Below are 13,053 nucleotides of genomic sequence, written 5' to 3' on the forward strand. Positions count from 1 at the left end.
CGGGGGCACAGGCGGCCCAGCAGGGTCCGGACCTCACCACGCACGGTCACAGAGCACGTTAGGGATGCACGCATGTTCAGCAACATCGGTTGGGGCGAACTGCTGATCATCATGGCCGCGGCACTGATCGTGCTGGGTCCGGAGCGGCTGCCCGGCGCGATGTCGTGGACGCTGCGGGCGGTGCGCCAGGTGCGTGACTACGCCACGGGTGCCACCAGCCAGCTCAAGGACGAACTCGGCCCCGAGTTCGAGGACCTGCGTAAGCCGCTGTCCCAGCTCAACGAGCTACGCGGGATGACACCGCAGTCCCTCGTGACCAAACATCTGCTCAACGGCGACAGTTCGGCGTTCGACGACGTCAAGAAGAGCTTCGACCTGGGGGAGGCACCCGGGTTCGGGCCGTCGAAGAAGCAGCCGCCCCCGTACCTGAACAAGACAGACCTGAACAAGGGTCCGGACCTGAGTAAGGGACCGAAAGCCCCGGGCGGCCCGCACGACGCGAGCCGCTGGGACGCCACATAACGCCGCCGCTGCCGACGGCACCTACAAGCAGGGCGGTCCGCAGCGGGCCGGGCTACAGCAGGTTGCCGGGCTGCTCCGACCGCCGCGTGGTGTCGATACCCAGGCTCATCCCGGCCAGGCCGCGCTTGCGGACAGCCAGTTGCTCGGCGACAGCGCGCAGCGCCGACCCGGACGCGGACTCGGGGTGTGCCAGCACTACCGGCGTGCCCGCGTCGCCGCCCTCACGCAGCAGCGGTTCGAGCGGGATCTGGCCCAAAAGCTTGACGGGGGCGCCGACGGCGCGGGTCAGCCGGTCGGCCACCTTCTGGCCGCCGCCCGATCCGAACGGCTCCATCCGGCTGCCGTCGGGCAACTCCATCCACGACATGTTCTCGACCACGCCGAGGATCTTCTGGCGCGTCTGCAGGGCGATCGCGCCGGCGCGTTCGGCCACCTCGGCCGCCGCCTGCTGCGGGGTGGTGATGACCAGGATCTCGGCGCCCGGGATCAGCTGGGCAATGGAGATGGCCACGTCACCGGTGCCCGGCGGCAGGTCGAGCAGCAGCACGTCCAGGTCGCCCCAGTAGACATCGGCGAGGAACTGCTGCAGTGCCCGGTGCAGCATCGGCCCGCGCCAGGTGACCGGGGTGTTGCCGTCGGTGAACTGACCGATGGAGATGAACTTGACGTCGTGGCTGACCGGCGGCACGATCATCCGTTCCACCTGAGTGGGTTTGGCGTCGCTGCCGAGCATGCGGGGCACCGAATGGCCGTAGATGTCGGCGTCGAGCACGCCTACGGACAGGCCGCGGGCGGCCAGCGCGGTGGCCAGGTTCACGGTGATCGACGACTTGCCGACGCCACCCTTGCCGGAGGCGACCGCGTACACGCGGGTCAGGGATCCGGGCTGCGCGAACGGGATGACCGGTTCGTCCTTGTCGCCGCGCAGCTTCTTGCGCAGGGCGGTGCGCTGCTCGTCGTCCATCACGTCGAGCTCGACACGCACCTGGCCGACGCCGGGTACGTCGGCGACGGCCTTTTCCACGCGGCTGACGATCTCGGTGCGCATCGGGCAGCTGGAGGTGGTCAGGTAGACACCGACGTCGACGCTCGCATCGTCGGCGACCGCGACGGATTTGACCATTCCGATCTCGGTGATGGGCTTACCCAGTTCGGGATCTTTGACCTTGCTGAGAGCCGAACGGACGGACGACTCGGTGGGAACAACTCCGGTACTCATCGTTTATCAGCGTAAAGCATGGCCGTGGGACGCCCGGCGCCCTCGTGCCGGATCGACGACGTCAGCGTGGTGCGAGGGTGATCGTGGTGGTGGGGATCGTGGTGGTGGGGATCCGATTCTTCGCCGGGGTGCTCGCCTTCTTGGGTGCGCCCGCACGCTGGGATGCGACCGTCTTCTCGGGCACGGACTGCTGCCGGACGGCGCTCCGCTTGGGTGAGCCGGTGGTGCCGGGCCGTTCGGGTTGCCGGGCACCCGGCGCCTTGGGTGCCGGGCTGATGGTCGTCGTCGTGACCGACGGCCGGCCCGGGACCGGGGTCTTCTTCTGCTGCTGGCCCGGTATCGGGAGCCCGGGAATGGTGATCCCGGGCGGCAGGCACACGCCACGTACCACACACTGCTGGGTGGGGGTGGTGGACGTGCTCGGCGCGGTTGAGGGCACCGACGGATCGCCCGGCTTGCGGCTCTCCGACGCGGATCTGTCCCGGGAGTGTCCCGGCTTACGCTTCTTGCTCGACGACGTGGAGGATGTCGGGCGTTTGGGCTCGGGGATCGGGTTGGTCGGCATGACCCCGGTGGAGTAGGCGACGGCCCAGCTCAGCACGTTGGCCACATACTCCATCGAATGGTTGTAGCGCAGCACCGCGGCGATCTTGTTGCGTTCGTTCATGATGTCGGTGACACCGGCGCACAGGTAGCGCCCCGCCGAGTAGGTGGCGTCGAAGACGTTGTTGGGGTCGGCCTTGCCGTCGCCGTTGGCGTCACTGCCCCACGACGCCCAGGTGCTGGGGATGAACTGCATCGGGCCCATGGCGCGGTCATGGCCGGCGTCGCCGTCGATCCGGCCACCGTCGGTGTCCCTGATGACCTGGTTGCCGGCGAGTGTCCCGTCGAGGACGGGACCCGCGATCGGATTGATCGTCGTGCCGTACGCGTCCACCGAGCCGTTGCCGGCGTGGTTGGATTCGATGCGGCCGATGCCGGCGAGCAGGAACCAGGGCAGCTTGCACTGCGGCGATTCGGAGCCGACGCGGGTCGCGGCCAGTTTGTAGGCCTTGAGGACGACGCCCGGGATGCCGAGCGGCCCGGAAGGCAGGTCGACGGTGGTGCGGAACTGCGGGGCCACGCCCGTGCCGGTGGTGATGTTGGTCAGTGCGGGCGGGGCGAAGCCGCTCAGCGCGGTGGCCGTTCCGGGGGCGATCTCGAACGCGGGCGCGATCACAGTGGGCTGTTGCTCGGCCACGGGATCGAGCGCGGTGCTGTGCGCGCTGGAGGATGCGGCCCCGAGCACCATCGCCCCGACCAGGACGGAACCGGTTCCCACGGCCAGCGATCGCCGGGATATCCGCCTGCGCGACGGACCGCGGGACTTCCTGAACAGCGGACTCATCGGCGGCTACCCCGATGCTGCCCGATGCCCCGCAAGCGCGCTGTACCCCGATAGAGCCCTGTCTGCTTCACGCCCCACTCCGTACACAACACAGTCGTTTCACCGCTGTCGCCGGCGGTCTTCTGCTCCCCCCGGACCCGCGTGGGCGGGCCTCGTCGCCGGTCGGGGACATCCCCGGCCGATGGTCGTGACCCACGATACATATCGTGCGGGATCTTGAATACACGAACGAGACAATTCTTTGCCTCTGTGCATAGTCCGCGGCGTGCGTGTGGTGCCGATCACCCGACCGCGACCTGGCACATTTCCGGTGATGTGTCGCTTGAACGGATGAAACCGGACCGATCGGGCGAGAATCTCACCTGCCGGGACGCCGGAGCGTGCCGATGGGGCCGGAGTGCGGGTGTCAGTCAGTCGACGGTGGGGTCATGATCGTCGGTCTTCGGCTCGTCGAGGGGATCGGTCTCCTCGGTCCGTTCCCGCAGCCGCTCGGTGAGCTCGTCGATCAGGTCGTCGAGTTCCTTGCGCAGATAGTCGCGGGTGACGGTGTCACCGACGGCCAGCCGCACCGCGGCCAGCTCCCGGGCCAGAAACTCGGTGTCCGACTTGGTCTGTTCGGCCCGGGCCCGGTCTTCCTCCAGCGACACCCGGTCCCGGTTCTCCTGACGATTCTGCGCCAGCAGGATCAGCGGCGCGGCGTACGCGGCCTGCGTCGAGAACGCCAGGTTGAGCAGGATGAAAGGGTACGGGTCCCACCTGATCGCGATCGCGAACAGGTTCAGGCCGATCCACACGATGACAACGACGGTCTGGATCGCCAGGTAACGCCCGGTCCCGAGAAACCGCGCGACCCGCTCGCTGTACACGCCGACGATGTCGGAGTCGAGGTTGAACGTGGGCCGCCAGCGTTCCTGCGGCGTGTCGAGTTTGCGGCCGGGACGTTCCGGGCTCACCGCGCCGCCCGATCGGTGGCTCCGGCGGTCGCGGTCTGTGCGCCCCCGTCGTGGTGCGGCTCGGCCTCGCGCCAGTCCCTCGGCAGCAACTGGTCGAGGAGGTCGTCGACGCTGACGGCGCCGAGCAGGTGATTCTCGTCGTCGACGACGGGACCGCACACCAGGTTGTACGTGGCGAAGTAACGGGTCACGGAGTCCAGTGAGTCCTCCGGGCCGAGCGTGGCCAGATCCGCGTCGAGGATCCCGCCGACCAGCGATGCCGGGGGTTCCCGCAGCAGTGCCTGGAAGTGGACGCAGCCCAGGTATTTTCCGGTGGGTGTCGCGGTGGGCGGGCGCACCACGAACACCAGGCTCGCGGCGGCCGGGTTGATCTCCGGGTTGCGGATCCGGGCCAGCGCCTCGGCCACCGTCGTCGACGCGGTGACGATCACCGGCTCGCTGGTCATCAGGCCGCCCGCGGTGTCGGGGGAGTGGGTGAGCAGGCGGCGCACCGGTTCGGATTCCTCCGGGTCCATGCGGGCCAGGAAGGCCTCGGCCTCCGTGGTGGGCAGTTCGCCGAGCAGGTCGGCGGCGTCGTCGGGATCCATCGCCTCCAGGATGTCGACGGCGCGGTCGATCCCGACATGGTCGAGGATGGCGGTCTGGTCGTCGGGCGGCAGTTCCTGCAGGACGTCGGCCAGGCGCCCGTCGTCGAGGGCCGCGGCGATCCGGTCGCGGCGCCGCGGCGGCAGGTCGCGCAGCGCGTTGGCCACGTCCGCGGGGCGCATGCCCTCGAATTGGGACAGTTCCTGGGCGAGGTTCTGCCCCGGAAGTTGCAGCGCATGCTGGGTCAGGCCCACCACGTGACCCCACTCGACCACGTGAATGTCGCCTCGGCGCAAGCCCTTCCGGTTGGTCCGCACGGCGACACGGGAGATCACCCAGTCGCGGGTGCGGGTGCGTTCGATACCGAGGTCGATGACCGTCATGTCCTGGTCGGCCAGCCCGGCGAGGTCGGGATCGTGTACCCGCACGCGGGTATCGACGATCTGCCCCATGGCCAGCGCCTCGCCCGGACGCAATTGCATCTGGCGCAGGTTCACCTGCCCGGTGGCGAGGGTGACGGCCTGTGGCTCGATCGAGGTGACTCGCAGCATGGGCACGAAAATCCTTCGCCGGGTGGGCAATTCGACGGCCAGGCCGAGTGCGCGGGGACGCTGGCCCGACAGGCGCAGGGCGACCACGACATCACGGATACGCCCTATCGACTCGCCGTCGGGCCCGAGTACCGCGAGCCCGACTAATCTGGCGATGTAGACCTTGCCCAACGATGCCATGCGCTAAGGGTAGAGGCCACTGACAACAGGAGTGGAGAGGCCATGTCCAACCCGATTCAACCGCCCAAGCCGGGTGCCGCGCTGCCCACGCCGCCCAAAGGGTGGCCGATCGGTTCGTACGGCACATACGCGGAGGCGCAGCGTGCCGTCGACTACCTGTCCGATCAGGAGTTCGCGGTGCAGGACGTGACGATCGTCGGTGTCGATCTGATGCAGGTGGAGAAGGTGATCGGCCGGCTCACCTGGGGCAAGGTGATCGGTGGCGGGGTCGTCTCGGGTGCCTGGCTGGGCCTGTTCTTCGGTCTGCTGGTGTCGATCGTCGTCGAGAATCCTTTGGTGCCCATCGTTTTCGGCCTCGTCGGTGGCATCATCTTCGGGGTGATCTCCACGACGATCCCGTACGCGGCCACCCGCGGCCAGCGTGATTTCGCCTCGACGATGCAACTCGTCGCCGGCCGTTACGACGTCCTGTGCGATCCGCGCAGCGCCGAGAAGGCGCGGGATATGCTCGCCCGGCTGACTATCTGAGATCTGTCAACAAATGTCTCATGTTGAGACTGTCTGCCCTACCCGCTGGCACGCGCGAACCAAACGTGCCCTAGCTCACACCGTGCTCTGTTAGGTTGAGAAACCGAACAATGGCGTGAGGAGGACGTGTGACGACAAGGCGCAGGGTAGTCCGACGCAAGGCGGGCCGACGCAGAGCGGACGGGCCTGGACCGGGGGAACGGGGAGGATCGGCCGAAGCGAGAGGTGTCCGACGCAGGGCGCTGGCCGTGGCCGCATCGGTGGCCGTGGGGATTCCGCTGGCGGCCTGCGGCTCCGGTCATGAGACCGGCACGATCAACATCTACACCAACGCCGACGCCGGGGCGATCACCAAGACCGCGAGCGCCGCATGCACCAAGGAATCGGGCGGCAAGTACAAGCTCAAGGTGCATATCCTGCCGAAGGCCGCCGACGACCAGCGCCTGCAGCTCGCCCGCAGACTCGCCGGCAACGACAGTGGCCTGGATCTCATGGGCCTCGACGTGGTGTGGACCGCCGAGTTCGCCAACGCGGGCTGGGTCGAACCGGTGCCGGACGAGCTGGCCGCCAAGGTGCAGCAGACCACCCTCGGCGGCCCGCTCTCCAGCGCGCTCTGGAAGACCGACGACGACTCCGAGAAGCGCCTGTACGCGATCCCGGCGTGGAGCAACACCCAGTTGCTCTGGTACCGGCCCGATTTGATGAAGCAGTACCTCGGCACCACGAAGGCGCCCACCACCTGGGACGAGATGCTGGAGGCCACAGAGAAGATCCGCAAGGCCGGCGGCCCGAGCTGGATCATGGAGCAGGGCGCGCAGTACGAGGGCCTGATGGTCTGGTTCAACTCGGTCCTCATCAGCGCCGGCGGATCGGTCGTCGACCCCGACGACGCGACCAAACAGACGCTCAACGACACCCCCGAGCACCGCGCTGCCACACTCAAGGCGCTGCAGATTCTCAAGTCTGTGGCCACCGCGCCCGGTCACGATCCGTCTATCACCAACGCTGACGAGACAGCGGGCAGGCTCGGAATGGAAAGCGGCAAGGCGGCTTTCCAGATCAACTGGCCGTTCGTGTTCGCCTCGATGCGGTCCAACGCGGCGGCCGGCGACGTGCCGTTCTTCAAGGAAATGACCAAGTACTCCTCGCTGCTGACCAGTGAGCCCGAGGACAGCGCACTCGGCGAGGTGAACGACCTGGTGCGCACCAAGTTCGAGTTCGCCCCGTATCCGGGTGTCTCCGCGGGCACACCGGCCAGGAGCACCATCGGTGGTCTGAACATCGGCGTCGCGAGCACCTCCAAGCAGAAGGCACTGGCCTTCGAGGCGGCCGAATGCCTCACCACCCCGGCATCGCAGAAGATCTACGCGATCGACGGCGGCAACCCGCCGGTGCTCAAGTCTCTCTACGACGACAAGGACTTCAAGGCGGCCTATCCGATGGGCGACATCATCGGTGAGCAGCTCGCTGCCGGACGCGCCGCGACGCGGCCGGCATCGCCTGTCTACCAATCGATTTCCACCCTGGTCACGGCCACGTTGTCGCCGGTGGGCAGCTGGGATCCGGAGTCGATGGTCGACAAACTGGCGGATCAGGTGCAGAAGGCGATCGACGGGAAAGGTCTGATCCCATGACGACTGACGGAAACGGGGGCGGACGCCATTCCCTCGGCGGCGACGAGCCGGCGCCGGGTGGCTGGACCCATCCGGAGGAGCCCAAGCGTCCCGCGGCGGGTCCGGCGGGGCAGTGGGTACCGCCCGAGCGGATGCCCGACGCCGCGCACCGGGCGCCCGACCCGGCGACCGCGCCCACACCGGACCCTGCTGCGGTCCCCGCACCGGTGTCCGGGCCGGCGCAGCCACCGGCACCCGTCCCCGCGGCCGCCGCGGTGGCGACGGCGACCAGGACCGAACCCGCCGCCGACGCGGGCCGCGGGCGCAAGATCAGCGACGGCAAGGCCGCCGAACGCAAGCTCGCGTTCTGGCTGGTCGCTCCTGCGGCCTTGCTGATGGCCCTGGTCACCGGGTATCCGATCATCTACGCGTTCTGGCTCTCGCTGAACAAAGAGAGCCTCTCGTCGCCCGGAGAGCGCAGTTTCGTCTGGTTCAGCAACTACGGCACGGTGCTGTCCGACGGCTACTGGTGGACCTCGTTCGGTGTGACGATGTTCATCACGGTCGTCTCGGTGGTCATCGAGCTGGTGCTGGGCATGGCGATCGCGCTGGTGATGCACCGGACGTTGTTCGGCAAGGGCGTGATCCGCACCGTGGTGCTGATCCCGTACGGCATCGTCACCGTTGCGGCGGCGTTCTCCTGGTACTACGCCTGGACGCCGGGCACCGGTTACCTCGCCAACCTGTTGCCCGACGGTAGCGCGCCGCTCACCTCGCAGTGGCCGTCGCTGTTCATCATCATCCTTGCCGAGGTGTGGAAGACCACCCCATTCATGGCGCTGCTGCTGCTGGCCGGTCTGGCGCTGGTGCCCGACGACCTGCTCAAGGCGGCCCAGGTCGACGGCGCGGGCGCCTGGACAAGGCTGGTGCGCATCATCATTCCGCTGATGAAACCGGCGATCCTGACGGCGCTGCTGTTCCGCACCCTCGACGCGTTCCGGGTGTTCGACAACATCTACGTGCTCACCAAGGGCTCCAACAACACCTATTCGGTGTCGATGCTCGGTTACGACAACCTGTTCAAGGCGTTCAATCTCGGTGTGGGATCGGCGATCAGCATCTTGATCTTCCTCTGCGTCGCGATCATCGCATTCGTCTTCGTCAAGGGCTTCGGCACGGCCGCGCCCGGCTCTGACAGTGAGGGGCGGTAGCGGCATGAATAACACCGGATCGAAAAAGGCGTGGTGGGGCATCGCCAACCTGCTGGTGGTGCTCTACGCCATCATCCCGCTGCTGTGGATCGTCTCGCTCTCGTTCAAACCGCCGGGCACCGTCAAGGACGGCAGCTTCATCCCCAAGGAATGGACGTTCGACAACTACAAGGACATCTTCGACGCGGGCGATTTCACTTCGGCACTGCGAAATTCGATCGGCATCGGCTTGATCACCACGTTCATCGCGGTGCTGCTGGGCACGATGGCCGCCTACGCGGTGGCCCGGCTCGATTTTCCCGGTAAGAAGCTGCTGATCGGGGCGGCGCTGCTGATCGCGATGTTCCCGCAGGTGTCGCTGGTGACACCGATGTTCAACATCGAACGCGCGATCGGGCTGTTCGACACCTGGCCCGGCCTGATCCTGCCGTACATCACGTTCGCGCTGCCGCTGGCGATCTACACGCTGTCCTCGTTCTTCCGGGAGATCCCGTGGGAGCTGGAGAAGGCGGCCAAGATGGACGGCGCCACCCCGATGCAGGCGTTCACCAAGGTCATCGCGCCGCTGGCCGCGCCCGGCGTGGTCACCGCGGCCATCCTGGTGTTCATCTTCGCCTGGAACGATCTGCTCCTGGCACTGTCCCTGACGTCCACCAACCGCGCCATCACCGCGCCGGTGGCCATCGCCAACTTCACCGGTTCGTCGCAGTTCGAGGAACCGACGGGATCGATCGCGGCCGCGGCCGTCATCATCACCATCCCGATCATCATCTTTGTGCTCTTCTTCCAACGTCGTATCGTCGCCGGTCTGACCTCCGGCGCGGTGAAGGGATAGCTCCATGGCCGACATCGTTCTCGACAGCGTGTCCAAGAAGTACCCCGACGGCTCCACGGCCGTGCACGAGGTGAACATCGACATCGCCGACGGCGAGTTCATCATCCTGGTCGGCCCGTCGGGGTGTGGAAAGTCGACCACCCTCAACATGATCGCCGGACTGGAGGACATCACCTCCGGCGAACTGCGCATCGGCGGGGAGCGGGTCAACGAACGCGCCCCCAAGGACCGCGACATCGCCATGGTGTTCCAGAGCTACGCGCTGTACCCGCACATGTCGGTGCGCCAGAACATCGCGTTCCCGCTCACCCTCGCCAAGCTCGACAAGGCGGCGATCAACCAGAAGGTGGAGGAGGCCGCGCGGATCCTCGATCTCACCTCGTACCTGGATCGCAAGCCGGCCAACCTGTCCGGCGGCCAGCGCCAGCGCGTGGCGATGGGCCGGGCGATCGTGCGCTCGCCCAAGGCGTTCCTGATGGATGAGCCGCTGTCGAACCTCGACGCCAAGCTGCGTGTGCAGATGCGTACAGAGATCTCGCAGTTGCAGCGTCGTCTGGGCACCACCACCGTGTACGTGACCCACGATCAGACCGAGGCGATGACCCTCGGCGACCGGGTGGTGGTGCTGCGCGGCGGCTATGTGCAGCAGATCGGTTCGCCGCAGGAGCTGTACAACAATCCGGTCAACCTGTTCGTCGCCGGTTTCATCGGCTCGCCGTCGATGAACTTCATTCCCGGCAGGCTCGGCGGTGATTCCATCGACACCGCGATCGGCAAGGTCACGCTGCCCGACCACAACCAGGTGGTCGCCAAGGCGAACGGCAACGGTGAGGTGCTGATCGGTATCCGTCCGGAGAACCTGGAGGACGCCGCCCTCGTCGACGCGCAGACCCGTTCGGCCGGCGGCACTTTCATCGCCGACATCGGGGTGCTGGAGTCGATGGGTTCGGACAAGTACGCCTACTTCGACCTCGATCACGACGGTGCCTCGCACGCCGACGCGGCGTCGGTGGGCGCCGGGCAGTTCGTGGCCCGGCTGTCACCGGAATCGCAGGCCGCCCGGGGTTCGCGCACCGAACTGTTCTACGACACCCGCAAGGTCTCGGTGTTCGACCAGTCCTCGGGAGCCAATCTCCGTCTCTGACAGCCGCTTCCGCCGCTGCCGACGCACTCAGCGCCGGTAGCGGCGGGCGGCGTCGGACAGTTGCGCGAACACCGCGTCGTCCCAGATGTGCCGACGGAACAACCGGTATCGTTCGCCGGCGAGCCGCAGGTACAGTTCGGCGTCGCTGGTCACCTCCGGCCGGATCCCGGCCCGGCGCGCCATCCGGACCACCGGAAGAAACTCCTCACCGAACCAGCGTCGCGCCACCTCGGGCCGCGGCAGGAACTCGCCGATCTCCTGGGTGAGCCGAAAACCCCACGCCTCCACCGCTTCCGCGAGTTGTGCGTACCGGGGCGGGTCGGTGAGCCGGACCGCGTCGGCCTGCTCGTCGGACAGCGGCACCCGGGACAGGAACAGTCTGCGGTGATCCTTGAGCACCAGGTCCGAGGGCGCGTTGATGCCGTCGGGGGAGATGCGGGTGTGGATCTCGGTGACGTAGGCGTCGATGACGGGCTGATGCCGGGCGATGGCGATGGAGACCCGGTGGTGTCCGTCGATGACGAAATGCATGGAGCCGATGCGGTACAGCTCCACCGGCGGCATCGACTCACCGCGCCGCTGCGCGGTGGCCAGCCGTTCCCAGCGGGTCCGCACATGCGACGACGTGGGCCGGAAGTTTCTGTCGAAATCCTTTGTGCGGTCCACACTTCCGACGATGCTGCGGACCTCCACCTGTTGCAGGCCGAGCCTGGTCTCGCCGGTGCGGCCGAGGGCTGCCACCACCTCGTCGAACGGCAGGATCTCGTTGACGTCGGCGGGCTGGCGGCGCATCCACTGCACGAGCCGCGACAGTTCGGCCTGCCGGCGCATCCGGCTGAAATCGTTCTCGGCGTCGGCGGCGGGGAAGCCCGTGTCACGCACCATAGCGTCTCCTTCCGACCGCCACGGCGCCGGTCGCGGGGTCGATCGTGAACTGGCAGTAGCCCACCACATTCATCGACGTGGTGCGCTCGCCGATCAGGCGGTCGTCGGGGCGGGTGCCGAACGGGTGAACGTGCCCGTGTACCAACAGGACCGGATCTAGGCTCGCCACCAGCGGGTGATAGCACCGGAAGCCCCGGTGGGGCAGGTCGTCGCCGTCGCCGACGCTGCGGGCAGGGCTATGGGTGAGCAGGATGTCGATGTCGCGCCGACGCAGGCGGGAGCCGAGGCGCAGCCTCGCGGCCCGGGTGCGCTGGGCGCGTTCGGTGTACTGGTTGGGGCCGGCGTTGTAGCGCCGGCAGCCGCCGAGCCCGGCGATGGTCAGACCGGCGACCCGCACGGTGCGCCCGTCGGCGTTGATCGCGCCCGCCGGGCCGGGATCATCGGTGGGCAGGCCGCTGCGGGTCCATCCGGTGCGTCCGCGCCGGTACCCGTGCAGGTCGGCGTCGTGGTTGCCGGGCACGAACACGCACGGGGCGTCGCACAGCGTCGACAGGATCTCCAGATACGAGAACGGCAGGTCACCGGCACCGAGGATCAGGTCGGGCTTCTCCTCGATCCCGACGCCGTAGGTGAGGGAATCGACCACCTCGTCGGCCACAGCCAGCACACGCACCACCCGTTCAGCGTAGTGATTGACGACGGTGGCCGGGCTGATAGCGGCACACGCACCACCTGTTCGGAGTGACCGATACGGTGGTCGGGTGACTGAAGTGAGCGGAGCGGTGACCGCGTATCTGACCGAACACCTGGGTATGCAGCCGCAGAAGGCGTCGGTGACATTCCTGGGTGTCGAACCGATCGACGTGCTGCGGTTCCAGACCGACTCCGGGCTCGTGTACGTGACCTCCGGGTGTGCGCGGCATCCGATGAGCGATCCGTCGGACTTCAACCCCGACCCGGTGCGTGGACCTCGCGCCGAGATCGTAGTGCGCATGCAGTCCGGAGTCGCGTTACCGGGCCTGCACAAGCGCCTGGCGACGGTGGCCGCGGCACCGGCGGTGGAGGGCCTGATCCTGGCCGCCGACGCCCTGATCGATCTCGGTGAGCCGCTGTGGGACGGGTCGGCTTGCACCGCCCTGGTCCTGGAACCCGACGACCTCGGTGCGGTGCCGTTGCCGGAGCCGATGGATCCGGTCACCCTGTTGCGGGCCATCCCGATCACCGCCAACGAGGCCGCCTGGGTGCGCCTCAAGGGCGTCGACGCCCTGCGCGAGGCCTGGACGGAAGCGGCCATCGACGTCACCTCACCCACCCGCTCGGCCGCCTCCCTCTGACCCCTGATGCCGAGTCGTGTACCTCTCTTGCCGCTTGGGGCCGGGCCGAGGAAAGCGTCGGTTACCCCTGTTGATCCCTGAGGCCGAAGCGACGAAGGAGCGAGGG

13 protein-coding genes are annotated in these 13,053 nt (G+C 67.7%); 7 read left to right on the plus strand and 6 right to left on the minus strand.

Annotated features, from left to right (window positions below; all coding sequences use genetic code 11):
- Positions 1 to 72 precede the first annotated feature (72 nt).
- Positions 73 to 522, plus strand: coding sequence for a Sec-independent protein translocase protein TatB (gene tatB, locus GOAMR_RS24205; protein ID WP_005188589.1), 450 nt, complete (start codon positions 73 to 75; stop codon positions 520 to 522).
- 52 nt (positions 523 to 574) lie between these two features.
- On the opposite strand, the gene GOAMR_RS13465 is transcribed toward tatB, so the two are convergent.
- The 4 genes from GOAMR_RS13465 to GOAMR_RS13480 all read right to left on the minus strand — a co-directional run bounded on the left by GOAMR_RS13465 (position 575) and on the right by GOAMR_RS13480 (position 5,397).
- Positions 575 to 1,741 carry an Mrp/NBP35 family ATP-binding protein gene (locus GOAMR_RS13465; protein WP_005188591.1) on the minus strand — a complete coding sequence of 389 codons (1,167 nt, stop codon included), beginning with the start codon at positions 1,739 to 1,741 and terminating at the stop codon, positions 575 to 577.
- A 61-nt stretch (positions 1,742 to 1,802) separates the two neighbouring features.
- The gene (locus GOAMR_RS13470; RefSeq protein WP_083836954.1) at positions 1,803 to 3,128 is read right to left on the minus strand and encodes a lytic transglycosylase domain-containing protein; all 1,326 of its coding nucleotides are present in this window, start codon (positions 3,126 to 3,128) and stop codon (positions 1,803 to 1,805) included.
- A 410-nt stretch (positions 3,129 to 3,538) separates the two neighbouring features.
- Positions 3,539 to 4,081 (minus strand): DUF1003 domain-containing protein, encoded by a 543-nt coding sequence (locus tag GOAMR_RS13475; protein ID WP_005188595.1) that lies wholly within the window; start codon positions 4,079 to 4,081, stop codon positions 3,539 to 3,541.
- Positions 4,078 to 5,397 (minus strand): magnesium transporter MgtE N-terminal domain-containing protein, encoded by a 1,320-nt coding sequence (locus tag GOAMR_RS13480; protein WP_005188598.1) that lies wholly within the window; start codon positions 5,395 to 5,397, stop codon positions 4,078 to 4,080. The genes GOAMR_RS13475 and GOAMR_RS13480 overlap by 4 nt, the downstream gene beginning before the upstream one ends.
- A 42-nt stretch (positions 5,398 to 5,439) precedes the next feature.
- Between GOAMR_RS13480 and GOAMR_RS13485 the strand changes: the two genes are divergently transcribed.
- The 5 genes from GOAMR_RS13485 (at position 5,440) to GOAMR_RS13505 (ending at position 10,728) form a co-directional block, all read left to right on the plus strand.
- Positions 5,440 to 5,925, plus strand: a complete 486-nt coding sequence (locus GOAMR_RS13485; protein ID WP_005188601.1) for a YflT domain-containing protein — start codon at positions 5,440 to 5,442, stop codon at positions 5,923 to 5,925.
- 242 nt (positions 5,926 to 6,167) lie between these two features.
- Positions 6,168 to 7,559, plus strand: a complete 1,392-nt coding sequence (locus GOAMR_RS13490; protein WP_138943728.1) for an ABC transporter substrate-binding protein — start codon at positions 6,168 to 6,170, stop codon at positions 7,557 to 7,559.
- Positions 7,556 to 8,749 (plus strand): carbohydrate ABC transporter permease, encoded by a 1,194-nt coding sequence (locus tag GOAMR_RS13495; RefSeq protein WP_005188608.1) that lies wholly within the window; start codon positions 7,556 to 7,558, stop codon positions 8,747 to 8,749. Before GOAMR_RS13490 ends, GOAMR_RS13495 begins: the two co-directional genes overlap by 4 nt.
- A gap of 4 nt (positions 8,750 to 8,753) precedes the next feature.
- Positions 8,754 to 9,584 (plus strand): carbohydrate ABC transporter permease, encoded by an 831-nt coding sequence (locus GOAMR_RS13500; RefSeq protein WP_005188610.1) that lies wholly within the window; start codon positions 8,754 to 8,756, stop codon positions 9,582 to 9,584.
- A gap of 4 nt (positions 9,585 to 9,588) precedes the next feature.
- Positions 9,589 to 10,728: an ABC transporter ATP-binding protein gene (locus tag GOAMR_RS13505; RefSeq protein WP_005188612.1), complete on the plus strand. Its 1,140-nt coding sequence runs from the start codon at positions 9,589 to 9,591 to the stop codon at positions 10,726 to 10,728.
- 27 nt (positions 10,729 to 10,755) lie between these two features.
- Here the strand turns inward: GOAMR_RS13505 and GOAMR_RS13510 are convergent, their stop codons facing one another.
- Positions 10,756 to 11,613, minus strand: a complete 858-nt coding sequence (locus GOAMR_RS13510; RefSeq protein ID WP_005188616.1) for a hypothetical protein — start codon at positions 11,611 to 11,613, stop codon at positions 10,756 to 10,758.
- The gene (locus GOAMR_RS13515) at positions 11,603 to 12,289 is read right to left on the minus strand and encodes a metallophosphoesterase family protein (protein WP_040515252.1); all 687 of its coding nucleotides are present in this window, start codon (positions 12,287 to 12,289) and stop codon (positions 11,603 to 11,605) included. Before GOAMR_RS13515 ends, GOAMR_RS13510 begins: the two co-directional genes overlap by 11 nt.
- 85 nt (positions 12,290 to 12,374) lie before the next feature.
- On the opposite strand from GOAMR_RS13515, the gene GOAMR_RS13520 reads away from it, so the two are divergent.
- A complete protein-coding gene (locus tag GOAMR_RS13520; protein ID WP_040515253.1) occupies positions 12,375 to 12,947 on the plus strand; it encodes a suppressor of fused domain protein in 573 nt (190 codons plus the stop codon).
- Positions 12,948 to 13,053 lie beyond the last annotated feature (106 nt).

The sequence above is a fragment of the Gordonia amarae NBRC 15530 genome (genome assembly GCF_000241345.1).
Classification (GTDB): Bacteria; Actinomycetota; Actinomycetes; order Mycobacteriales; family Mycobacteriaceae; genus Gordonia; species Gordonia amarae.